We start from the raw sequence: 22042 nt of genomic DNA, 5'->3' as shown, positions 1-22042 counted from the left end.
ATGCGCCTTCTCCTTAAGTTCCTGCTTGGTTTGGCGCTCGTCTGGGTGGCCGGGTTCGTATGGTTCATGCTGACCCTGCCTGGCCCGGTTCCTGCGGAAACAAAGACCGATGGCATCGTTGTATTGACTGGCGGTCCGGGCCGGCTTGCGCATGGCGTCGATATTATTCGCAGCGGCGGCGCACAGCGCCTGCTCGTCTCCGGCGTCGACCCAGTGGTCCGTCCGGTCGACCTGGCCAGCGAACTTGACGTCGAGGAAGATTTGTTTGCCTGCTGCATCGACCTTGGCAAGCGGGCGGCCGATACGGCAGGCAATGGCGCTGAAATCGCGGCATGGGCGCGGCAGCGCGGCTATACCAGCCTACGCGTGGTGACCGCCGCCGACCACATGCCAAGGGCCCTGCTGGAGCTGGACGGACGGCTCGATGATGGCGTGGAGATCGTGCCTGATGCCGTGCCTGTGGCCGGCGGCGCGATATCGCTGGCGCGGGAATATACCAAATTCGCGGTAAGGCGTTTGATCGGACTGGTCGAAAGCGCATGATCCTGATTCGCAACATACTGTTTTCGATATTATTTTATGGCGGAAGTGTCATTTTCGTCATTATTGCGGGCGTCCGCATCTGCATCTCGCGGCGGCAGGGCCACAAGGGCGCGGCGATGTGGTCGCAATATGTCATCTGGATCGCGCGGCACGTTCTTGGCATCCGGTTCCAGGTCACGGGAGAGATACCGTCGGGAGCGGTGATCGTCGCGGCGAAGCATCAGTCGAATCTGGAAACGCTGGCACTGCCATCGCTATTTCCGTGGCCCGCCGTCGTGATGAAAGCCGAACTGCGCCGCATTCCCATCTGGGGCTGGATAGCGGCGCGGCACGGATCATTGTTCGTCGATCGCAATGCGGGGTCCAGCGCCATGCGCGCCATGCTGCGTGCCGGGGAACAGGCGAAAGCCGAGATGCGGCAGATCGTGATCTTTCCCGAAGGCACGAGGACACCCGAAGGCGAAGCGCCGCCGCTGCGCCCGGGCATCGCGGGTCTGTACCGGCTTTTGAAACTCCCCGTCGTGCCGGTCGCGCTCAGCAGCGCGCATGTCTGGCCGCGCAGCGGCCTGAAACGGCCGGGCGTGGCGCGCGTGCATTTCCTGCCGCTCATCCCGACGGGGTTGAAGCGCGACGAATTCGAAACGCGCCTGCACGAGGCCATCAACAGGAAACCGGAATGACGTCGATCCGCCCCTTTCTGCTGGCGATTGCGCCGCTGATCATCGGCCTGACGACCTATTATGTGTACTGGCGGAGCGAAGCTGAAGGGCTGCAAAAGTCGGTCGCGAAGGTGACGGGCGCTGCCGATGTGCAGGTCGATGGCTTTCCCTACCGGCTTGAGGCCGGCCTCCCCAGCCTGAATATCACGCGCGGCGGCAATGGCGCCTCCGTAACGTTGACGGCGGGCCGCAGTCAGATCGGCAGCGGGCCCTTTCGCGCGGGTCTTTATGTGGGTCAGTTGACGGACGTGGAAATCGCTGCGCAGGCTGCGGGCTTTGGCGGCATTGTGATTACCAGTGATAACGCACGTGCCAGTCTAAGGGCGGGCGAGCTGGTGGAGCGTCTGTCCATGCGGTTCGAAAGGGCGTCCATCAGCATGAGCCTGTTCGACGGAAATTTTGATGCCGTGCCGCTGGAGATTCATTTTCGTGAAACCCCGAATGCGGAGCCGGCAGAGACCGCGACGCCGCCTGCGCAGGCGGAATTGCGACTGGCGGGCACCTTCCGCGCGGCGCAGCGCGCGTTTTCCGCCGCATTGCCGCTCAAGATCACCGCAGATGCGCCGCTTGCCTCCCTGTCCGCATGGCGAAATGGCGGCACCGTAGAGATCGATGGCGGAACGCTGTCGGGGTCGGACGGCGCGGCGCTCGCCGGTTTCGATGCGACGATCGCGCCGCTGCCCGGCGGGACGCTCGCCCTGTCCGGAACGATCGCGACGGATTGTCCAGCGACGCTTGCCGCGTTCATCCATGGCGATGCCGGTCCTGACAAGGAATTCCGTCAGCGCAGACCCGCGCGCTTTGCGCTCGGCGGATCGATCGACCAGCCTAGTCTTCGCCGACTTCAGACTCCTTCGGGGGGACGCGTCCGAAATCTGGAGCCGCCGTGTCCTGACCTGCGTCGATGATGCGGCGGCGGGTCTCTCGCGTCACTTCGAAATGTTTGAACAGCGTATCGCCATCGTCCCAGCGAATGGCGCGCTGAAGCGCGGTCAGATCCTCGGTAAAGCGTTGCAGCACATCGAGAACGGCGTCCCTGTTCGCCAGAAACACATCGCGCCACATGGTCGGGTCGCTGGCGGCGATGCGGGTGAAATCACGAAAGCCGCCCGCGGAATATTTGATCACTTCGCTCTTGGTGACTTCCTCGACATCGGACGCCGTGCCGACGATGGTATAGGCGATCAGATGCGGCAGATGGCTCGTCACGGCGAGCACGATGTCATGGTGCGCGGCGTCCATAATTTCGACGTCGCTGCCCAGCTGACGCCAGAATTCGGACAAGCGCTCGACCGCGACCGGGTCCGCATCGGCCCCGGGGGTCAGGATGCACCAGCGTCCGGCAAATAGATCGGCAAAGCCCGCGTCAGGGCCGCTATTTTCCGTTCCGGCCACCGGATGCGCCGGGATGATGCGCGCGGAATTGTCAATATGGGCGGCGAGCGCCTCTGCGACCTTCGCCTTCACCGATCCGACATCGCTGACGACGCAGTCGGCGGGCAGGTCTGCGGCGATATCCCGTGCCACCGCTTCGCTTGCCCGTACGGGTACCGCTAGAATCACGAGGTCTGCATCCGTGACGGCCGCGCCCGCGCTATCGGCGATATCATCGAACAGGCCGAGCGTATCCCCTCGTTCGCGGACGTCGGCATCGGCGTCATAACCGGTCAGATTGACACGGGGCATGGCACGCCGAACGGCGCGCGCGACGCTCGACCCGATCAGGCCGAAGCCGATAATGGCAACGCGGGAGAAGGGCAGCATCAGGGGGCGCCCATGAAATCCTGCAGCGCGGCGATGACGTTCGCATTTTCGTCCGCCGTGCCGATGGAGACACGCAGCGCATGGGCAAGGTCCTGCGTTGGCAGCCAGCGGGTCAAGATCCCCCTGTCTGTCAAATAGGCGTTCGCGGCCTCCGCCGTTTTCTCCCCTTCGGCCGGAAACTCCACCAGGACGAAATTGGCCGCTGACGGAATGGCGCGCAGGCCGTGATTGCCAAGTGCCGCGATGGCGTCGTTGAACTTCGCCCGCTCACGCGCATTTTCCTCGCGGCAGCGGCGGACGAAGTCCTGATCGGCGAGCGCCGCGATCGCGCCGGCCTGTGCCTGGCTGGTCACGTTAAAAGGTCCGCGAATGCGGTTCAGTGCGCCGATGACCTCTGGATCGCCATAGGCCCAGCCGACACGCGCCGCCGCCAGGCCGTAGATTTTCGAGAAGGTACGTGTCGTTACGACGTTCGCGTGCCTGCGCGCCAGTGCAATCCCGTCCTCATAGTCCGCGCCGATCTCCATATATTCGGCATAGGCCGCGTCGAGAACCAGCAGGACATCGTCCGGCAGGCCGGCGTGCAGGCGCTCCACCTCGGCCTTTCCAATCACCGTACCCGTGGGATTGTTCGGGTTGGCGAGATAGACGAGCCGCGTTCTTGGCGTGACGGCGGCCAGCAAATTGTCGACATCGGCCGTATAATCCTTGTCCGGTGCCGCAACAGGCTCCGCGCCCGCGCGCCGCGCCGCGATCGGATACACCATGAAGCCGCGCTGCACATAAAGCACTTCGTCGCCCGGTCCGGCATAAGCGAGCGCGAGGAGTTGCAGCAGCTCATCGGAGCCCGTGCCGCACACGATACGCTCCGGCTCCAGCCCGTGCAGGGCGGCCACGGCGTCGCGCAGGCCGTGGCTTGCCGCGTCGGGATAACGATGACTGCCATTTGCGGCCTCGCGCATCGCGGACAGTGCCGCGGGGGAACTTCCCATGGGATTTTCGTTGGACGATAATTTGACCGTGCGCCCCTCGCCGCCGGCGCGACCCGGAACATAGGCGCTGATAGCCTCGATCCACGGCTTCATCTTCGGCGGTGCCATATTCATAACCCTTGTTGACCTAGCTGGTTTTTCGCCGCTTAGGGGGGATGCAACCGCTTCGCAATCCGCGCGTTGGGGGGGCACCTAAGAAGAAAAGGGGAAGTCATTATGTCCGAAAACACTGGTGGTTCACGTAATATCATCATTATCATCGTCGTACTGATCGCGCTGGCGGCGATTGCCTATGCGATGGGCCTGTTCAACGTAGACGCATCCGGCGAAGTCGAAATGCCCGACGTTGAGGTCGAAGCGAGCATGGAAGGCGGCGAGCTGCCTGACGTTCAGGTCGAAACCGCAGACATTGATGTCGACGGCGGCGATGTCGACCTCGATGTCGATCTGCCTTCGGTAGACATCGATCCGGCTGACGACGATGGTTCCGCGAACCAGTAAGTCGGATTTCAACTAAAATGTACTTGGCGTTCAGGAGAATGTTATAATGGGCCAAATTCTCGTTTTGATCTGCAGCATTCTTCTGCCGCCACTTGATGTCCTGCTGAAGCACGGCCTGGATCGCGATTTCTGGATCAACCTGATCCTGACGCTGATCTTTTTCGTGCCCGGCGTCATCCATGCCATCTACGTCAATTTCCTGAGATAGGCTGCTGACGGACGACGGTATCACCAATCCGTACATGGCGGCGGCTCTCGCTCAGGCGAGGGCCGCCGCTTTGCGTTTGGAGGTGCCCATTGGCGCCGCACTGGTGCTGGATGGCGAGATTATCGCGGCTGACGGCAATCGTACGCGGGCGTTGAACGACCCGACGGCGCATGCCGAAATGCAGGTGATCCGTGCGGCAGCGCGGAAACTTGGCCAGGAGCGGTTGGAACAGGCCGATTTGTTCGTAACGCTGGAGCCATGCGCAATGTGTGCGGGCGCGATATCGCACGCCCGCATCCGCCGCCTCTATTTTGGTGCGGAAGACGCAAAAAGTGGCGGCGTCGTAAGCGGCGCGCGCGTGTTCGCGCACAACACCTGCCACCATAAGCCGGATCTGTATCCCGGCATAGGCGAGAGCGAGGCGGCGGCGCTGCTGAAGGACTTCTTCGCCGCGCGCCGATAGGCTAGATCAGGCCGGCAAGCGGTGATGACGGGTCGGCATAGCGGCGTTTGGGCATGCGCCCGGCCAGGTAGGACAAACGCCCCGCCTCGACCGCGGCTTTCATCGCGCGCGCCATGATGACCGGGTCCTTCGCTTCGGCGATGGCGGTGTTCATCAGCACGCCGTCGCAGCCAAGTTCCATCGCCGCGGCGGCATCGGAGGCACAGCCCACGCCCGCATCGACCAGCACGGGCACGGAGGCATTCTCGATGATCATGCGGATGGTCACGGGATTCTGAATGCCGAGCCCGGACCCGATCGGCGCGCCCAGAGGCATGATGGCCGCCGCGCCCGCATCCTCAAGCTTCAGCGCGGCGATCGGGTCATCGGCGCAATAGACCATGACGTCGAACCCGTCCCTTACAAGCTCACGCGTGGCGATCAGCGTTGCCTCCATGTCGGGGTAAAGCGATTTCGCTTCGCCAAGCACTTCGAGCTTCACCAGATTCCAGCCGCCCGCCTCGCGCGCCAGCCGCAGCGTGCGCATCGCGTCCTCGGCGGTGAAACAGCCCGCCGTGTTCGGCAGATAGGTGACGGTCTTGGGATCGATGAAGTCGGTGAGCTTCGGAGCATTGGGATCGGTGACATTGACGCGCCGGACAGCAACGGTCACGATTTCCGCGCCTGCCGCCGCGACGGCCGCCGCATTTGTCTCGAAGTCCCTGTATTTGCCTGTGCCGACAATCAGCCGTGACGAGAATTTGCGGCCCGCGACCTCCCAGCCATCATCGGCCTGCTGCCCGCCGCCGACGAAATGCACCACCTCGATCTCGTCGCCGGATTCCAGCGCCGTGTCCGCATAGGCCGATTTCGGCACGATGCCGAGATTCCGTTCGACGGCAACTGACGCCGGGTCCTGGCCAAGCTCGTTCAGCAGGTCGGCGATTGTCGCGGGCGTGCGGATGCGGCGATGCTCGCCATTCACGGTAATCGAAAGCGTATTGTCCATGGGATTCCCAATTCGTCGTCGCGGCGATATAGGCGTGAAAGCTCAGCGAACCAACCGGGACACGCATCATCGCCGATCAGCCGCTCATCATGATCCTCAACGGGCCCAATCTGAACCTTCTCGGCACGCGGGAGCCTGATGTCTATGGCCATGATACGCTGGATGACATTTGTGGCCGTCTGGAGGATGAGGCGCAGACGCTGGGTGTCCGCCTCGATATGCGGCAGTCCAATCATGAGGGGCACCTGATCGACTGGTTGCACGAGAGCAGCTCGACGGGCGCGAAGGCCGTGATCCTGAACCCTGGCGGGCTGACACACACGTCGATTGCACTGCGCGATGCGATTGCGGGGATCGAAGTGCCGGTTCTGGAGGTTCACCTGTCGAACACGCATGCCCGCGAAAGCTTTCGCAGGCGCTCTCATGTCAGTCCGGTGGCAAAAGGCGTGATTGCGGGGCTGGGCGCACATGGCTACAGCCTTGCGCTACAGGCTGCGGCCGCATTGTAATTCCGCATTATGAATCTGGGGACCGAAAGCAAATGGCGCACAGTTCGAAAGCCGGCGGTATGAACGTCGACACCAAGCTCGTGAAGCAGCTCGCCGAGATGCTGGATGAAACGGGTCTTAGTGAGATCGAAGTCGAGGACGGCGACCGCAAAATCCGCGTGGCACGGCAGATGACAGCCGCGGTCGGCGCGGCGCCCGTGCAGGCTGTCCCGGCGGCGGCACCTGTCGTGGCCGCCCCCGCCGACGAAACGCCCGCGATTGACGCCGCCGCGGATCTGAAAGCGCATCCGGGCGCGGTGAAGTCACCCATGGTGGGGACAGTCTATCTCGCGCCCGAACCCGACGCGGCGAATTTTGTGAAGGTCGGCGATAAGGTGGCCGCAGGCGATACGCTGCTGATCGTTGAGGCCATGAAGGTCATGAACCCGATTACCGCGCCGAAGGCCGGGACCGTGTCCCGCCTGTGTGTGGAAAATCAGGCCCCCGTCGAATTCGACGAAGTCCTCGCGGTCGTCGAATAGGGCGGCCGGGCGATGTTCGAAAAACTCCTGATCGCCAATCGCGGCGAAATCGCGCTGCGCATCCATCGCGCCTGTCATGAAATGGGGATCAAGACGGTCGCGGTGCACTCGACTGCGGACGCTGACGCGATGCATGTGCGTCTGGCGGATGAAAGCGTCTGCATCGGGCCGCCATCCGCCACCGATTCCTACCTGAACATCGCAAATATCATCTCTGCCGCCGAGGTTTCCGGCGCCGATGCAATCCATCCCGGCTATGGTTTCCTCAGCGAAAACGCGAAATTCGCCGAAATTGTCGAGGCGCATGATATCGCCTTTGTCGGCCCGACCGCCGAGCACATCCGCGTCATGGGCGACAAGGTCGAGGCCAAGCGCACCGCAGGCGCGGTCGGCCTGCCCCTGGTGCCCGGCAGTCCCGGCGCGATCACCGATCTGGCGGAGGCCGAAACCATCGCCTTTGAAATCGGGTATCCGGTTCTGGTGAAAGCGGCATCTGGCGGCGGCGGGCGCGGCATGAAGGTTGTCGAGAAGCCCGAGGACCTCTCCTCCAGCCTGAAGGCGGCGGGGCAGGAGGCGAAGGCCGCCTTTGGCGACGACACCGTTTATATCGAGAAATATCTCGGCAATCCGCGTCACATCGAATTCCAGGTGTTCGGCGACGGGAAGGGCGGGGCGATCCATCTCGGCGAGCGCGACTGTTCGCTGCAGCGCCGACATCAGAAGGTTCTGGAAGAGGCCCCGTCCCCCGCGCTCAATGCCGAAGCCCGCGCGCATATGGGCGAAGTCTGCCGCAAGGCCATGGCGGATCTGAATTATCGCGGGGCGGGGACAATCGAATTCCTGTACGAAGACGGCAATTTCTATTTTATCGAAATGAACACCCGCCTGCAGGTCGAACATCCGGTCACTGAAGCGATTACCGGTATCGACCTCGTCCGGGAGCAGATTCGCGTGGCCGCGGGCCTGCCGCTTTCGATCGCGCAGGAGGATATTGTCTTTAGCGGACATGCCGTTGAGTGCCGCATCAATGCCGAGGATCCGCGCACCTTCGCCCCTTCCCCCGGCAAGGTGACCCAGTATCACGCGCCGGGCGGACTGCACGTCCGGGCCGACAGCGCGCTCTATGACGGCTATTCGATACCGCCTTATTACGATTCGCTGATTTCAAAGCTGATCGTTTACGGCGCGAACCGCAATGACTGCCTGATGCGCCTGCGCCGGGCGCTTGAGGAATATGTCATCGAGGGACCCAAGACGACAATCCCGCTGCACCGCGAGTTGATCGAGCAGCCGGATTTCATAAACGGCGATTATTCGATCAAATGGCTGGAGGAATGGCTGGCCGCGAAGGGTTAGGCGCCGCCAAGTAGCGCTCGCATCCTGTCCAGATAGGATATCCAGGCCTCCCGGCCTTTGCCGGACAGATGCGCGATGGTCAGCGGCTTGCGGTTCTGGAATTTCTTTTCGACGCGCACATAGCCTGCGTCTTCCAGTTTCCTGAGGTGCACGGACAGATTGCCGTCCGTCACCCTGGCCCTGGCTTTCAGGTCCGCGAAATCCGCGCTGCCCGCGCCGGACAGATATGCCATGATCGCCAGCCGCACGCGGCCATGGATCAGGTCGTCGATCTCGCGATAATCGAAATCACCCCCATCCGCATCGTCTGGATCGTCCTCCTTAGCCAACGTATCGTCAGCCACGGGAAGCCCCTTCCCGCCGTACGAGCGCCACGCCGAGAGGGATCGAGATTGCCGCGATACCGATGGCGTACACCAGGTAAAGCCAGGGGCTGGACAGCATCAATATCGTGACCGCGGCGAACGCGAAGGACAGCGCCACATAAGGCCGCATCCACAGGGCGTTTGTGGCGACGGCACTTGCGTTGATCGCGATCGCATAAATGCCGAACGTCATGGGCGCGAGCATCACAAAGAAGGCAAAGCGCCCCGCTGCGCCGCTTTGCGGGCCAAGGCTGGCATGCAGAAGCAGGCCAATGGCGAGAATGGCAAATGTCGCGCCCGCGGCGGCCCAGACGCCGCGCTCAACACGGCTGGCCGAGGTTTCCGTAGCATGGCCCTGTCCCCGTCTCGCGCCGATCATACGGCCAATGATGGTAGCGAAGCCGGCAAGGCCGAACCACGACAGCGTCAACGTCCATCCTGGCGCGTCAATATGGCCGCTGACGACAGCCCAATGATAGATCCCGGCCACCGGCAATGCGATGCCCCATATCAGGAAATGGCGGCCGCCCATCAGCGGCAGGTCGCGGCCTTCTTCGGCGATACGCCGCAGCGCGTTCAGGTCATCCTGCATCATTTTGCGTCTCCTATATTAACTTGTCGTCGTCAGGCGAAGCCCGATCGAGCCCACCAGGACCAGCGCGATACAGCCGAGCTGAATCGGCCCCAGCCGCTCGCCAAAGACAAGGACACCGATAAGCGACGCGGCAACGATGCCCACACCCGCCCAGATCGCATAGACGACGCCAATCGGCAGCACTTTCATGGCGGGCGCCAGCATCCAGAAGCACGAAGAATAGCACAGGATCGAGAGCGCGCCCCAGTGCCACAGCCGAAATCCGTCCGAGAGTTTCAGAAGGAAGGTTCCAGCGACCTCCAGCGAGATGGCAATAGCCAGAAATCCCCATGCAGCGATCGCCATCCTACGGCGTCTCGCGGCCATAGATCATGACAACGCTGACGCTTTCGTCCGCCTCGCCAATCGTCAGGCTGGTCTGCGCGAACGTGGGTTCGGCGCGCATCGACGTGCCGCCGATCATTGCCCAGCCATCCAGGGGCCCGCGCTCGCCCATGTCGAATTCGCCATTGTCATTATCGTCGTGCCAGACGGTGATCGCATATGTGCCTGGCGCGATGCCCGTGACGGTGGGCGAGGAGACGCCGGCAGCCGGACTGTCGATCATGACACCATATGCGCCCTCGTCTTTCATAAATTGAGATTGTGTCTGCAAGCTGACGTAAAGCTTGCCAGGGGCGTCGCGGACGCCGTCAATGTTGACGGTCAGGTCGGCAGCCCCTGACGGCAGCGTTATCGCTGATGCGCATGCCAGACTGACGGCGGCGATCTTAATGAATGCTCGCGGAATCATTGATTTATCCTCTTCTCATTGAATAACCATGAACTTTATAAATCAAAGTACATGGTTAGTCAATGAGAAGAGGATGGGCGTGATATGTCCGTCGGGAGCGACAGGATAACGCGGCGAGGAGGGCCTTCCACCGCCTTAGGTAAGACGGGCGGCAGGCACTGCGGGGAGGCAAATCGACCGACATCCCAATGCCATCATCGAATCGCGCGCGACATGCGCACACAAGACAGCCGCGCGTGCCTGGAGGCTGCACACGCGGCTGTACAGGCAGATCGATCCTGCCTGATCCGTTTGCCGGTTCAGAAACCGAGGCCGATACCACCGCCCGCCGACAGATTACCGCGTGTATCGACACCGCCGGTGAGGCGCAGCATGAACCGACCGTCGTCACCCGCCTTGACCGCACCCACGGAAAACGCGCTTTCGCCGCGGAAATGCCCGACGCCGAACGACACCATCGCTTCCCCCGCATTGATCGGTTGCGGCATGGAGGCGATCGCGATTGCCCCTGCCGTTCCGGCTTCGCTGTCCCTGCGTAGTTCGGAAAGGTCGAAGGACAGGTCGTCGACCAGGCCGCGCGCAAAACGCTGCGCCTCCTGCAATGTCGCCGCCATGCCGGCATTGACCTGCCCAACGGTTGCAGCATCGCTGGCGGCGATGCCCGCCGCGACGTTGGTCATGCGGACTGGCGCCGCACGATCGGAACCGACCAGGGTGACGATATTGGTGGCCGTTCCAGTATTGGGCGCATCGGGGTTCGCCTCGTCCGCGTAACGTACCGGCGCCGACCCCGCGAGGCCGATGCTACCGGCCAGCAGATCGAGATTCGCCTGAGTTTCGCTGACCGACGCATTAGTCGCGGCAAGCTGCGCACCGTTGACCGCATCTGTCGAGGCCGCGCCGACCTCTCCTGCGGCGACATTGGAGATCGTGGTTCCCGCGTTTCCGCGCAGCGTTACTGTGTCAGCCGATGCGTTGTCATAGGCGACGTACGTATCCTCAATAGCCGCGATGTCGGCCTCGTTCACGCTGACCCGCGCTTCCAGCGCCGTGGTGTTCGCCGCATTCTCGGCGATGGAGAGCCTGTTGACATCGACATCCGCTGCGACAGTAACGATCGCGGACGCATTGTCGGCGATATCGGCGGCATTCTCTGCGATTGCGTCTGCGTTGATGTCGACGCGGCCATCCAGCGCAGCGATCGCATCGGTATTCGTGGCAATATTTCCGCTGTTCAAGGCGATAGCCGCGCTATTGGCAATGACGGAGCCGCCTTGCTCTGCCACGCTATCGGCCAGCTCGGCAATCGCTGTCACATTCGCGGCGATGTCACCAGTATTTTTCTGAACGTCCACGGTGAGATCCGCAATGAGATCGGCGTTGAGAGCAATTCCGTCCTGATTGTCTTCGACAAGCGTCGTGACGGTGTCCATACCTGCACCCAGTGCGGCATTGACACCGGCCATGGCGATATCGTGCGCACCAATGCGAACCTCAAGATCCGTAATTGCCGTCAGATTCGACCCGGCCATACCGCCCACGGCGTCCAGCTGCGCTTTCGTCACCGCGTCGGTGGCCAGAATTCCGTCCGCGACATTGCTCAGCAGCCGTTCGTTTCCGACCGTGCCAAATGAGACTTCGCCTGCGGCCCCGCCGAGTTCCGTGCGCAACGCGACGGATCCAGCGCCGAGTGCGAGCCCGTTCACCGTGCGCACCTCCGCGCCGCTGCCGAACGCGGCCCCTCCTGTTCCCTCCGCCGTCACAAGGCTGCCGTCGCCAAAGGCGATGCTGCCGCTCGCCAGCGACCGGGCAATCGCGCCCGTGCCGAGCCCTGAAATGGTGTTCCCGCCAATCGCGATTCCGCCACTCACGTCGAGCGAATAGCCGTCGGCTGTCAGATTACAGCGATCGTCCGGGCCGACCAGCGTGCCGTCCGCGTCGATCACCGACAATGTTACGGGGTCACCACTCGCCGCATCTGCCAGGATTCCGGCGGTGTCCACTGAAAGCTCTGGCAGGATGCTGCCGATCAGGGGCAGAGCCTCCAGCGTGGTAAAGCCAAGATTTACCGTGGCTTCGATGGGGGCGACGATGCCCTCCGCGATCGGTGCCACGATTGACGTCACAACCGATGCGGGCAACCGAACGCCGCTGCAGGCGCTGACGACCGATTGGGCCCGCGCTTCGGATGCCGCTCCCGACGCTGCGATCAGCGCGGCAGCAATGGCGGCACCGCGCAGAAAAGCCCTTGTCTTGGGACCGTCCGAAAAGAAATCGCCGGCCGCAGCATATGGCGTCCCGATAAAGTACATAATCGTCATCCTCCAGCCAAGTTGTTTGCAGCTGCTATTTGCTGATACCGCTAAGAGGAGGCCTTCATGGGCGTGACGAAAAATAATCTGATTAATAAGAACCCGGTAAATATGTTGAATTCAGATATAATATTTTTATAATGGCTATATATGAAAGTGCATAATTTTCAAAAATGCTCTCTCATAAATAGCTTATTATGCATGGAAAAATATTCATTATGGACGAAGATATCTTAACTCGGATCGCTCAATTATTCATTTGACCAGGTGCGAATGGCAAGGTCAGGCTGCGGGCAACGGCGATATCGTGCGATCGTGCGTGCTCATTTCGCTGTCCCGCATCTGCTTTGCACCGCTGCCCTCTTCCCCGCAAAATTATGCTGGTGAGCCGATCAAGTCCGGTGAATATCGTCGCGGCTAGCCCGCAATAGCCGGATGCCTCTTACAGGCGAGCCTCTTCGCCTGGTCCAGCGAACTCGCTCATTCTCAACGATCAGCGAACTGGAGGCGGCGGCCATGACGATGATGGCATGGTGAAGCAATATCCTTCAGCAACAGAAAAGGGCCGCACGAACAGATGTTCGTGCGGCCCTTTCGACTCAGCAGGAAGGTCCAGCCTTTATTCGGCTGGTTCAACCGGCGTTGGCGCTTCTGGGACTTCACAGGCAGCCGCCGCCGCGGCCGCCGCTTCTTCATTGGCGGCGGCTTCATTCGCGGCAGCCTCTGCCTCCAGCGCCTTGCGCTGCTTGTCGCGCAGCTTCTGGTCGCGGCGATTGGCCTCAATGCGCGCGCGGTTCATCGCGGCGCCCGTACCGGCCGGGATCAGGCGGCCCACGATGACATTTTCCTTCAGGCCGTCGAGCGTGTCGATCTTGCCCTGAACCGATGCCTCGGTGAGAACGCGCGTCGTTTCCTGGAACGACGCGGCCGAAATGAAGCTGCGGGTCTGCAGCGACGCCTTGGTGATGCCGAGAAGAACGGGCTTGCCCTCCGCCTTCGCCTGGCGCGAGCTCAGCTTGGCATTTTCCTCTTCCATCTCGCGGCGATCAACCTGTTCGCCGACCAGCAGCGTCGTCGCACCGGATGTGGTGATCTCGACCTTCTGCAGCATCTGGCGAACAATCGTCTCGATATGCTTGTCGTTGATCTTCACGCCCTGCAGACGATACACTTCCTGAATTTCCCAAACGAGATATTCAGCCAGCGCCTCCACGCCCATGACGTCCAGAATGTCATGCGGGCTCGGATTGCCGTCGATCAGATAGTCGCCCTTCCGGACCATATCGCCGTCCTGGACGGTCATATGCTTGCCCTTGGGGACCATGTAATCGATGGTTTCGCCCTCGCCATCCTCGGGATGGATGAAGATTTTCTTCTTGGTCTTGTAGTCGCGGCCGAATTCGACACGTCCGTCGATTGCGGCAATGACAGCATTGTCCTTTGGAATGCGGGCCTCGAACAGTTCCGCGACGCGCGGCAGGCCGCCCGTGATATCGCGGGTCTTGGCCGCTTCACGCGGGATACGCGCGATCACTTCACCCGGTGCCACTTCCTGCCCCTCGGCCACCGAAAGAATGGCGCCGACATTCAGCTGGAAGACGGCGGCGTCCTCGGACTTGCCCGACGTCAGCGTCAGGCGTGGCTTCAGATCACCGGACTTCGGCTGGCTCTTCCAGTCGACGACCGTCTTATTCGCAATACCCGTGGCCTCATCGGCGGCTTCTTCCATCGAGATGCCCTCGATCAGGTCCTGATAGCCAACGATGCCGCCCTTATCGGTGATGACAGGCGCGGTATATGGATCCCATTCCGCCATGCGGTCGCCCTGCTTGACGATATGACCGTCCTCGCCGTGCAGCACGGCACCATAGGGAATGCGGTTGAGCGAGCGTTCGCGCCCTTCCATATCCATCACGGCAAGCTCGCCGCCGCGGGACATGGCGATGCGCCGGCCCTTGGCGTCGACGATGGCTTCCAGATTGCGATATTCAAGCTTGCCGTCAAAAGAGCTTTCCAGCGTGGACTGCTCCGACACCTGTGCCGCGCCGCCGATGTGGAACGTCCGCATCGTCAGCTGCGTGCCGGGCTCACCGATGGACTGGGCGGCGATAACACCGACAGCTTCACCGATATTGACGGGCGTTCCGCGGGCAAGGTCGCGGCCGTAGCACGAGGCGCAAACACCCAGTTTCGTTTCGCAGACGAGCGGTGACCGGATCAGGACGGAGGCAGGCTCCGCTTCCTCGACCAGCTTCACGTCCTCTTCCGAAAGCAGCGTCCCCTTCGCCATGACGACTTCGCCGCTCTTGGCGTCGACGACATCATCGGCCAGCGTACGGCCAAGGATGCGTTCGCCAAGCGAGACGATCGTGGTGCCGCCTTCGACGATGGCCTTCACGGTCAGCGCGTTCTCGGTGCCGCAATCCTCTTCCATGATGACGCAGTCCTGGGACACGTCGACGAGGCGGCGTGTCAGGTAACCCGAGTTCGCCGTCTTCAAAGCGGTGTCCGCGAGGCCCTTGCGCGCGCCGTGGGTCGAGTTGAAATATTCAAGGACGGTAAGGCCTTCCTTGAAGTTCGAGATGATCGGCGTTTCGATGATCTCGCCACTCGGCTTCGCCATCAGGCCGCGCATGCCGGCGAGCTGCTTCATCTGTGCGGGGGAGCCGCGCGCGCCGGAGTGCGCCATCATGTAGATGGCGTTGACCGGCTTTTCACGGCCATTTTCGTCCAGCTCGTGCGCCTTCAGCTTGTCCATCATGGCGTCGGCGACCTGATCGCCGCAGCGGGACCAGGCGTCGATGACCTTGTTGTACTTCTCACCCTGCGTGATGAGGCCGTCCTGATATTGCTGCTCGAAATCGGCGACGGTGGCGCGGGCCTCCGTGACCAGCTCGTCCTTCTCGTGCGGAATGATCATGTCATCCTTGCCGAACGAAATACCCGCCTTGCAGGCGTGCTTGAAGCCCAGGTCCATGATCGCGTCGGCGAACAGGACGGTCTCTTTCTGGCCTGTCTCGCGATAGACCACGTCGATGACGTCGGCGACTTCCTTCTTCGTCAGCAGACGGTTGACGATCTCATAGGGCACCTTGTGCGACTTCGGCAGCGTTTCACCCAGAAGCATGCGGCCCGGCGTCGATTCGACGCGCAGCATATACTCATTGCCATTCTCGTCCGTCTGCGGGACGCGAGTGGTGATCTTGGAGTGCAGCGTGACAAGGCCGTTGTCGAGCGCGTGATGCACCTCGACCGCGTTCGACAGTGTCATGCCCTCGCCGGGTTCGCCCTGACGGTCCATCGACAGGTAATAAAGGCCCAGGATCATGTCCTGCGACGGCACGATGATCGGCTTGCCATTGGCGGGCGACAGGATGTTGTTCGTCGACATCATCAGGACGCGCGCTTCCAGCTGGGCCTCAAGGCTCAGCGGCACATGCACGGCCATCTGGTCACCGTCGAAGTCGGCGTTGAACGCCGAGCAGACCAGCGGATGCAGCTGGATGGCCTTGCCCTCGATAAGGACGGGCTCGAACGCCTGGATGCCAAGACGGTGAAGCGTCGGCGCGCGGTTCAGCATCACGGGATGCTCGCGAATGACCTCCTCCAGGATGTCCCAGACTTCCTTGCGCTCCTTCTCGACCCATTTCTTCGCCTGTTTCAGCGTCATGGAGAGACCCTTGGCGTCAAGACGCGCGTAGATGAACGGCTTGAACAGTTCGAGCGCCATCTTCTTCGGCAGGCCGCACTGATGCAGTTTCAGTTCCGGCCCGGTGACGATCACGGAGCGTCCGGAATAGTCAACGCGCTTACCCAGCAGATTCTGGCGGAAGCGGCCCTGCTTGCCCTTCAGCATATCGGAAAGCGACTTCAGCGGACGCTTGTTGGCACCCGTGATCGTGCGGCCGCGGCGGCCATTGTCGAACAGCGCATCGACCGATTCCTGCAACATGCGCTTTTCATTGCGCACGATAATATCAGGCGCGCGCAGCTCAATGAGGCGTTTCAGGCGGTTGTTACGGTTGATGACGCGGCGGTAGAGATCATTGAGATCGGATGTCGCGAACCGGCCACCGTCGAGCGGCACCAGCGGGCGCAAATCTGGCGGAATCACCGGCACGACCGACAGGATCATCCATTCGGGACGGTTGCCCGACTGCTGGAAGGACTCGATGACCTTCATGCGCTTGATGATCTTTTTCGGCTTCAATTCCGACTTGGTGACGGCCAGTTCCTCGGCGAGCGTCGCATGCTCGGCCTCAAGGTCCATGGTCTCCAGAAGCTCGCGGATCGCTTCCGCGCCGATACCGGCGGTGAAACCGTCCTCGCCATATTCATCCTGCGCGTCGAGAAGCTCGTCCTCGGTCAGCAACTGGAATTTTTCGAGCGGCGTCAGGCCGGGCTCGATGACGATGAAGCTCTCGAAATAAAGCACCTTCTCCAGCTGCTTCAGCTGAATGTCGAGCAGCATGCCGATGCGGCTTGGCAGCGATTTCAGGAACCAGATATGCGCGACGGGCGCGGCCAGTTCGATATGGCCCATACGGTCGCGGCGGACCTTGGATACGGTCACCTCAACGCCGCACTTCTCGCAGACGATGCCCTTATACTTCATGCGCTTATACTTGCCGCACAGGCACTCATAATCCTTGATCGGGCCAAAGATGCGCGCGCAGAACAGGCCGTCGCGCTCAGGCTTGAACGTGCGGTAGTTGATGGTTTCGGGCTTCTTGATCTCGCCGAACGACCACGACCGGATCCGCTCCGGCGACGCCACGCCGATCTTGATCTGGTCGAACGTCTCCGGCTTTGCCGCCGGATTGTAGAAGTTCATCAGTTCGTTGTTCATGCCGCTATCCTCTCAAAGCCCTCCCGTTTGAGGAGAGGGTTGGGTGGGGTCGTCACCCCGCAAAATTGTCGATCTCGGATATGAAGGACGACCGCCCCCCATCCCCGGTCCCTCCCCTCAAAGGGAAGGGGAAAAGGTTACTCCGCCGCCTGCGCGAGCTGTTCCGGACCCGCGGGATCGTCCTCATCATCGCCCTCATTCTTGAGCTCGATATTAAGGCCGAGTGAGCGGATTTCCTTCAGGAGCACGTTGAAGCTTTCGGGGATGCCGGCCTCGAACGTGTCGTCGCCCTTGACGATCGCCTCATAGACCTTGGTACGGCCCTGAACGTCGTCCGACTTCACCGTCAGCATTTCCTGCAAAGTGTAGGCGGCGCCGTAGGCCTGGAGCGCCCAGACCTCCATTTCACCGAAGCGCTGGCCGCCGAACTGCGCCTTACCGCCCAGCGGCTGCTGGGTGACGAGGCTGTACGGTCCGATGGAACGCGCGTGGATCTTGTCGTCCACGAGATGATGCAGCTTCAGCATGTAGATGTAGCCGACAGTGACCTTGCGATCGAACTTCTCGCCGGTACGGCCGTCATAGAGGTCGACCTGGCCGGAACGATCCAGCCCGGCTGATTCCAGCATATCCGCCACATCCGCCTCGCGCGCGCCGTCGAATACGGGCGTACCCATCGGGACACCGCGCGACAGGTTCTGCGCCATCTCCATCATTTCATCGTCGGTCAACCCGGCGATGTCGCTGTCATACTGACCGCCATAAATGTCTTTCAGCTTCGCCTTCAGATCGTCGGACGGCTTGCCGGCATTCTTCTCGTGAATGTCCTCAAGCAGGTTCTTGATCTGCACGCCAAGACCGCGCGCGGCCCAGCCGAGATGCGTTTCAAAAATCTGTCCGACGTTCATACGCGACGGTACGCCCAGCGGGTTCAGCACGATATCGGCATGGGTTCCGTCCTCAAGGAACGGCATGTCCTCCGTCGGCAGAATGCGGGAAATCACGCCCTTATTCCCGTGGCGGCCGGCCATTTTATCGCCCGGCTGCAGCTTGCGCTTCACGGCGACGAAGACCTTCACCATCTTGAGCACGCCCGGCAGCATTTCGTCACCGGCCTGAAGCTTCTCTACCTTCTCTTCGAAGCGGGCCTTCAGGTTTTTCTGGGCGTCGTCATACTGGCCCTTCATCGCCTCAAGGTCGGACTGGGTCTGATCGTCGGTAACGGCGAACTTCCACCAGTCACCGCGCGGCTCGATCGAATCGAGCGTCTCGGCGGTGATTTTCTCGCCCTTCTTGAAACCCTTGGGCGCCGCCGCCGCCATCTGGCCCACAAGGGTATCCTTCAGGCGGTTATAGGTGGCGCGGTCCAGAATGGCGCGTTCGGTCTCGCGGTCATTTTCGAGGCGTTCGATTTCCTCACGCTCGATCTGCAGGGCGCGCTCGTCCTTGTCGATGCCGTGACGGTTGAAAACGCGGACCTCGACAACCGTGCCCGCCACGCCCGGCGGCAGGCGCAGAGACGTGTCGCGAACGTCCGAAGCCTTCTCGCCAAAAATGGCGCGCAGCAGCTTCTCTTCCGGCGTCATGGGGCTTTCGCCCTTCGGCGTGATCTTGCCGACGAGGATGTCGCCCGGCTCGATCTCGGCACCGATATAGACGATGCCCGCCTCGTCGAGGTTGCGGAGCGCTTCCTCGCCGACGTTCGGAATGTCGCGCGTGATCTCTTCGGGGCCCAGCTTGGTATCGCGGGCCATGACTTCGAATTCCTCGATATGGATCGAGGTGAAGACGTCATCCTTCACGATGCGCTCGGAAATGAGGATGGAATCCTCATAATTATAACCGTTCCACGGCATGAACGCGACGAGGACGTTGCGGCCCAGCGCCAGTTCGCCCAGCTCCGTCGATGGACCATCGGCGATGATGTCGCCCTTGGTCACGACGTCGCCCACCTTCACCAGCGGACGCTGGTTGATGGCGGTGTTCTGGTTAGAACGCTGGAACTTGCGCAGCTTGTAGATATCGACCGCGCTTTCGCCCGGATTCAGATCCTCGGTAGCGCGCACGACGATGCGCTCGGCATCGACCTGATCGATGATGCCTGCACGGCGCGTCGTGACCGCAGCGCCGGAATCGCGGGCCACCGTGCCTTCCATGCCGGTGCCGACGAACGGCGCCTCGGCGCGCACCAGAGGCACGGCCTGACGCTGCATGTTCGATCCCATCAATGCGCGGTTGGCGTCATCGTTTTCCAGGAAGGGGATCAGCGACGCGGCAACCGAAACCAGCTGCTTGGGCGAGACGTCCATCAGCGTGATGGTGTCGCGCTGCGCCATCAGAAATTCGCCCGCCTGACGGCTCGAGACGATTTCCTCGATAAAACCGCCCTCGTCGGTCAGGTCGGCGTTCGCCTGCGCGATGGTGTGCTTCTGCTCTTCCATGGCGGACAAATAGACGACTTCGGACGTCACCTTATTGTCGACGACGGTGCGATACGGCGTTTCGATGAAGCCGTATTTGTTGACGCGGCTGAATGTCGCGAGGCTGTTGATCAGGCCGATATTCGGCCCTTCCGGCGTCTCGATGGGGCAGATGCGGCCATAATGCGTCGGATGCACGTCGCGGACTTCAAAACCGGCGCGTTCGCGCGTCAGACCGCCCGGGCCGAGTGCGGACACGCGGCGCTTGTGGGTAACTTCGCCCAAGGGATTGGTCTGGTCCATGAACTGCGACAGCTGCGAGGAGCCGAAGAATTCGCGCACCGCGGCGACGGCAGGTTTCGCATTGATCAGGTCATTCGGCATGACCGTGTCGACATCAACGCTCGACATGCGTTCCTTGACGGCGCGCTCCATGCGCAGCAGCCCGACGCGGTACTGGTTCTCCAGAAGCTCACCGACCGAACGCACGCGGCGATTGCCGAGATTGTCGATATCGTCGATGTCGCCCTTGCCGTCCTTCAGATTGACCATGGTCTTCACGACTTCGAGGATGTCCTCGTCGCGCAGCGTGGTCATCTTGTCATCGACCTTCATGTCGAGACGCATGTTCATCTTGACGCGGCCGACCGCACTCAGGTCGTAGCGTTCGGAATCGAAGAACAGGCCGGCGAACATGGATTCCGCCGTCTCACGCGTGGGCGGCTCACCCGGGCGCATGACGCGATAGATTTCGGCAAGAGCGGCATCACGCTCTTCCGCCTTGTCGACACGCAGCGTGTTGCGGATCCACGGACCCACATTCTGATGGTCGATATCGAGAAGCTCGACCTCCTTGATCTTCGCTTCGTCAAAACGGGCGATCATGTCTTCGTCGATCTCGTCGCCGGCTTCGGCGTGAATTCGGCCGGTCTTCGTGTCGACCATGTCGTGCGCAACATAACGCCCGACAATCTCTTCCACCGGGATCAGCAGCTCTTCCAGATTGGCATCGGTGGCTTTCTTGATGCTGCGCGGTGTGATCTTCTTGTTCGCCTCGAAAACGACTTCGCCGGATGACGCATCGACGATGTCGAAAATCGGCTTCTTGCCGCGCCAGGCGTCGGCGACGAACGGCATTTTCCAGCCCTTCTTGTCGCGTTTGTAAGTGATGGTGTCGTAAAACATTGCCAGAATGTCGTCGGGGCTGCTGCCGCGGCGGACGATCTTCTGAATCTGTGCCTTCGCGCCCGATTCGCCGCCGGTGACGTGGCGGCCCCGTTCAACCAGGCCATGAACACCGGAGACGATCATGCGATCCTTCTCGATGGATTCGATGGTACCGGCCGTGATGGACCCTTCGATCAGCGCATCTTCGCCGATCTTGAATTTGCCTTCGGGCTTGTCGATTTCGATCGTCATGCCGCCCAGCGCCTGCAGCAGGGTCGTGGCCGGGATCTTGCGTTTGCGGTCGATGCGGACATTGACGATGTCCTTGGCGTCGAATTCGAAATCGAGCCACGAGCCGCGATAGGGAATGATGCGCGCGGCAAAGAGATATTTGCCGGAGGCATGCGTCTTGCCGCGGTCATGGTCGAAGAAGACGCCCGGGCTGCGATGCATCTGGGACACGATCACGCGCTCGGTGCCGTTGACGATGAACGTGCCGTTCTGCGTCATCAGCGGCATGTCGCCCATATAGACATCCTGCTCCTTGATATCGAGCACGGAGCGGGCTTCGCTGTCGGGGTCGATCTCAAAAACGATCAGGCGCAGCGTCACCTTCATCGGCGCGGCGTATGTCAGGCCGCGCTGGCGGCATTCCTCAGTGTCGTATTTCGGCGCCTCGAGTTCGTAATGCACGAAATCGAGTTCTGCCGTACCCGCGAAATCGCGGATCGGAAAGACGCTGCGCAGCGTCTTTTCCAGGCCGGAGACATAGCCGTCTTCGGGGCGGGAGCGCAGGAACTGTTCATAGGATTCGCGCTGGACCTCGATAAGGTTTGGCATCTCGATCGCTTCGACGATGTCACCAAACATCTTGCGAACACGTTTCTTGCCGATGAAGCTCTGGGCCTGCTGCGTTGCCATGAAATATCCCTTGTCGATTCAAAAGGTCCGGGCACAAAAAAACGCAGAAAAAAGGC

General features: G+C 61.5%; 19 protein-coding genes. 9 read left to right on the top strand and 10 right to left on the bottom strand.

Annotated elements, in window-relative coordinates; genetic code table 11:
* Genes KCG44_RS02550 through KCG44_RS02540 form a run of 3 tightly spaced genes read left to right on the top strand, consistent with a single transcriptional unit; the run spans position 1 to position 2170 of the window.
* On the top strand, positions 1–543 hold the full coding sequence (locus KCG44_RS02550; protein WP_255536265.1) for a YdcF family protein: 543 nt from the start codon (positions 1–3) through the stop codon (positions 541–543).
* Positions 540–1223 carry a lysophospholipid acyltransferase family protein gene (locus tag KCG44_RS02545; RefSeq protein WP_218444015.1) on the top strand — a complete coding sequence of 228 codons (684 nt, stop codon included), beginning with the start codon at positions 540–542 and terminating at the stop codon, positions 1221–1223. The genes KCG44_RS02550 and KCG44_RS02545 overlap by 4 nt, the downstream gene beginning before the upstream one ends.
* Positions 1220–2170: a DUF2125 domain-containing protein gene (locus KCG44_RS02540; RefSeq protein WP_218444013.1), complete on the top strand. Its 951-nt coding sequence runs from the start codon at positions 1220–1222 to the stop codon at positions 2168–2170. The genes KCG44_RS02545 and KCG44_RS02540 overlap by 4 nt, the downstream gene beginning before the upstream one ends.
* On the opposite strand, the gene KCG44_RS02535 is transcribed toward KCG44_RS02540, so the two are convergent.
* Together KCG44_RS02535 and hisC are read right to left on the bottom strand one after the other, a co-directional pair.
* Complete coding sequence (locus KCG44_RS02535; RefSeq protein ID WP_218444012.1) at positions 2091–3026, bottom strand: prephenate/arogenate dehydrogenase family protein; 936 nt, start codon at positions 3024–3026, stop codon at positions 2091–2093. The genes KCG44_RS02540 and KCG44_RS02535 overlap by 80 nt on opposite strands.
* Positions 3026–4132, bottom strand: a complete 1107-nt coding sequence (gene hisC / locus KCG44_RS02530; RefSeq protein WP_218444011.1) for a histidinol-phosphate transaminase — start codon at positions 4130–4132, stop codon at positions 3026–3028. The genes KCG44_RS02535 and hisC overlap by 1 nt, the downstream gene beginning before the upstream one ends.
* A 102-nt stretch (positions 4133–4234) precedes the next feature.
* On the opposite strand from hisC, the gene KCG44_RS02525 reads away from it, so the two are divergent.
* The 3 genes from KCG44_RS02525 to KCG44_RS02515 are packed head-to-tail and all read left to right on the top strand — an operon-like array spanning position 4235 to position 5190.
* Positions 4235–4519, top strand: coding sequence for a hypothetical protein (locus KCG44_RS02525; protein WP_218444009.1), 285 nt, complete (start codon positions 4235–4237; stop codon positions 4517–4519).
* Positions 4520–4565: 46 nt separating this feature from the next.
* Complete coding sequence (locus KCG44_RS02520) at positions 4566–4727, top strand: YqaE/Pmp3 family membrane protein (RefSeq protein WP_218444008.1); 162 nt, start codon at positions 4566–4568, stop codon at positions 4725–4727.
* A gap of 34 nt (positions 4728–4761) precedes the next feature.
* Positions 4762–5190, top strand: a complete 429-nt coding sequence (locus KCG44_RS02515) for a nucleoside deaminase (protein ID WP_218444007.1) — start codon at positions 4762–4764, stop codon at positions 5188–5190.
* 1 nt (position 5191) lies between these two features.
* On the opposite strand, the gene thiS is transcribed toward KCG44_RS02515, so the two are convergent.
* Positions 5192–6178, bottom strand: coding sequence for a sulfur carrier protein ThiS (gene thiS, locus KCG44_RS02510; RefSeq protein ID WP_218444006.1), 987 nt, complete (start codon positions 6176–6178; stop codon positions 5192–5194).
* Positions 6179–6267: 89 nt separating this feature from the next.
* On the opposite strand from thiS, the gene aroQ reads away from it, so the two are divergent.
* From aroQ to accC, 3 genes are read left to right on the top strand one after another with little or no spacing between them, the layout of a single operon-like run.
* Positions 6268–6687 carry a type II 3-dehydroquinate dehydratase gene (gene aroQ / locus KCG44_RS02505; RefSeq protein ID WP_218444004.1) on the top strand — a complete coding sequence of 140 codons (420 nt, stop codon included), beginning with the start codon at positions 6268–6270 and terminating at the stop codon, positions 6685–6687.
* A gap of 59 nt (positions 6688–6746) precedes the next feature.
* Positions 6747–7208 carry an acetyl-CoA carboxylase biotin carboxyl carrier protein gene (gene accB / locus KCG44_RS02500; protein ID WP_218444003.1) on the top strand — a complete coding sequence of 154 codons (462 nt, stop codon included), beginning with the start codon at positions 6747–6749 and terminating at the stop codon, positions 7206–7208.
* Positions 7209–7220: 12 nt separating this feature from the next.
* Positions 7221–8564: an acetyl-CoA carboxylase biotin carboxylase subunit gene (gene accC / locus KCG44_RS02495; protein ID WP_218444002.1), complete on the top strand. Its 1344-nt coding sequence runs from the start codon at positions 7221–7223 to the stop codon at positions 8562–8564.
* Here accC and KCG44_RS02490 read toward each other — a convergent pair.
* From KCG44_RS02490 to rpoB, 7 genes are all read right to left on the bottom strand, one after another.
* Positions 8561–8908 carry a winged helix-turn-helix domain-containing protein gene (locus KCG44_RS02490; RefSeq protein WP_369411913.1) on the bottom strand — a complete coding sequence of 116 codons (348 nt, stop codon included), beginning with the start codon at positions 8906–8908 and terminating at the stop codon, positions 8561–8563. The genes accC and KCG44_RS02490 overlap by 4 nt on opposite strands.
* Positions 8901–9524 carry a COBRA family GPI-anchored protein gene (locus tag KCG44_RS02485; protein ID WP_218444000.1) on the bottom strand — a complete coding sequence of 208 codons (624 nt, stop codon included), beginning with the start codon at positions 9522–9524 and terminating at the stop codon, positions 8901–8903. Before KCG44_RS02485 ends, KCG44_RS02490 begins: the two co-directional genes overlap by 8 nt.
* A gap of 15 nt (positions 9525–9539) precedes the next feature.
* Positions 9540–9869: a DMT family transporter gene (locus KCG44_RS02480; RefSeq protein WP_255536264.1), complete on the bottom strand. Its 330-nt coding sequence runs from the start codon at positions 9867–9869 to the stop codon at positions 9540–9542.
* Between the two features lies 1 nt (position 9870).
* Positions 9871–10317, bottom strand: coding sequence for a DUF2141 domain-containing protein (locus KCG44_RS02475; RefSeq protein WP_218443999.1), 447 nt, complete (start codon positions 10315–10317; stop codon positions 9871–9873).
* A gap of 299 nt (positions 10318–10616) precedes the next feature.
* On the bottom strand, positions 10617–12629 hold the full coding sequence (locus KCG44_RS02470; protein WP_218443998.1) for a YadA-like family protein: 2013 nt from the start codon (positions 12627–12629) through the stop codon (positions 10617–10619).
* 619 nt (positions 12630–13248) lie between these two features.
* Positions 13249–17478 (bottom strand): DNA-directed RNA polymerase subunit beta', encoded by a 4230-nt coding sequence (gene rpoC, locus KCG44_RS02465; protein ID WP_218443996.1) that lies wholly within the window; start codon positions 17476–17478, stop codon positions 13249–13251.
* 137 nt (positions 17479–17615) lie between these two features.
* Positions 17616–21986, bottom strand: coding sequence for a DNA-directed RNA polymerase subunit beta (gene rpoB, locus KCG44_RS02460; protein ID WP_218443995.1), 4371 nt, complete (start codon positions 21984–21986; stop codon positions 17616–17618).
* Positions 21987–22042: the final 56 nt, after the last annotated feature.

Origin of the sequence: Pacificimonas pallii (assembly GCF_019204005.1) — a bacterium.
Taxonomy (GTDB): domain Bacteria; phylum Pseudomonadota; class Alphaproteobacteria; order Sphingomonadales; family Sphingomonadaceae; genus Pacificimonas; species Pacificimonas pallii.
The sequence above is the reverse complement of the archived record's forward strand: the minus strand, read 5'-3'. Positions and strand labels throughout refer to the sequence as shown.

Excerpts from the sequence above, each read along its gene's own strand:
- KCG44_RS02550 (WP_255536265.1), top strand. The coding sequence starts at position 1 with ATGCGCCTTCTCCTTAAGTTCCTGCTTGGTTTGGCGCTCGTCTGGGTG.
- KCG44_RS02545 (WP_218444015.1), top strand. The coding sequence starts at position 540 with ATGATCCTGATTCGCAACATACTGTTTTCGATATTATTTTATGGCGGA.
- KCG44_RS02540 (WP_218444013.1), top strand. The coding sequence starts at position 1,220 with ATGACGTCGATCCGCCCCTTTCTGCTGGCGATTGCGCCGCTGATCATC.
- KCG44_RS02535 (WP_218444012.1), bottom strand. The coding sequence starts at position 3,026 with ATGCTGCCCTTCTCCCGCGTTGCCATTATCGGCTTCGGCCTGATCGGG.
- hisC (WP_218444011.1), bottom strand. The coding sequence starts at position 4,132 with ATGAATATGGCACCGCCGAAGATGAAGCCGTGGATCGAGGCTATCAGC.
- KCG44_RS02525 (WP_218444009.1), top strand. The coding sequence starts at position 4,235 with ATGTCCGAAAACACTGGTGGTTCACGTAATATCATCATTATCATCGTC.
- KCG44_RS02520 (WP_218444008.1), top strand. The coding sequence starts at position 4,566 with ATGGGCCAAATTCTCGTTTTGATCTGCAGCATTCTTCTGCCGCCACTT.
- KCG44_RS02515 (WP_218444007.1), top strand. The coding sequence starts at position 4,762 with ATGGCGGCGGCTCTCGCTCAGGCGAGGGCCGCCGCTTTGCGTTTGGAG.
- thiS (WP_218444006.1), bottom strand. The coding sequence starts at position 6,178 with ATGGACAATACGCTTTCGATTACCGTGAATGGCGAGCATCGCCGCATC.
- aroQ (WP_218444004.1), top strand. The coding sequence starts at position 6,268 with ATGATCCTCAACGGGCCCAATCTGAACCTTCTCGGCACGCGGGAGCCT.
- accB (WP_218444003.1), top strand. The coding sequence starts at position 6,747 with ATGAACGTCGACACCAAGCTCGTGAAGCAGCTCGCCGAGATGCTGGAT.
- accC (WP_218444002.1), top strand. The coding sequence starts at position 7,221 with ATGTTCGAAAAACTCCTGATCGCCAATCGCGGCGAAATCGCGCTGCGC.
- KCG44_RS02485 (WP_218444000.1), bottom strand. The coding sequence starts at position 9,524 with ATGATGCAGGATGACCTGAACGCGCTGCGGCGTATCGCCGAAGAAGGC.
- KCG44_RS02480 (WP_255536264.1), bottom strand. The coding sequence starts at position 9,869 with ATGGCGATCGCTGCATGGGGATTTCTGGCTATTGCCATCTCGCTGGAG.
- KCG44_RS02475 (WP_218443999.1), bottom strand. The coding sequence starts at position 10,317 with ATGATTCCGCGAGCATTCATTAAGATCGCCGCCGTCAGTCTGGCATGC.
- KCG44_RS02470 (WP_218443998.1), bottom strand. The coding sequence starts at position 12,629 with ATGTACTTTATCGGGACGCCATATGCTGCGGCCGGCGATTTCTTTTCG.
- rpoC (WP_218443996.1), bottom strand. The coding sequence starts at position 17,478 with ATGAACAACGAACTGATGAACTTCTACAATCCGGCGGCAAAGCCGGAG.
- rpoB (WP_218443995.1), bottom strand. The coding sequence starts at position 21,986 with ATGGCAACGCAGCAGGCCCAGAGCTTCATCGGCAAGAAACGTGTTCGC.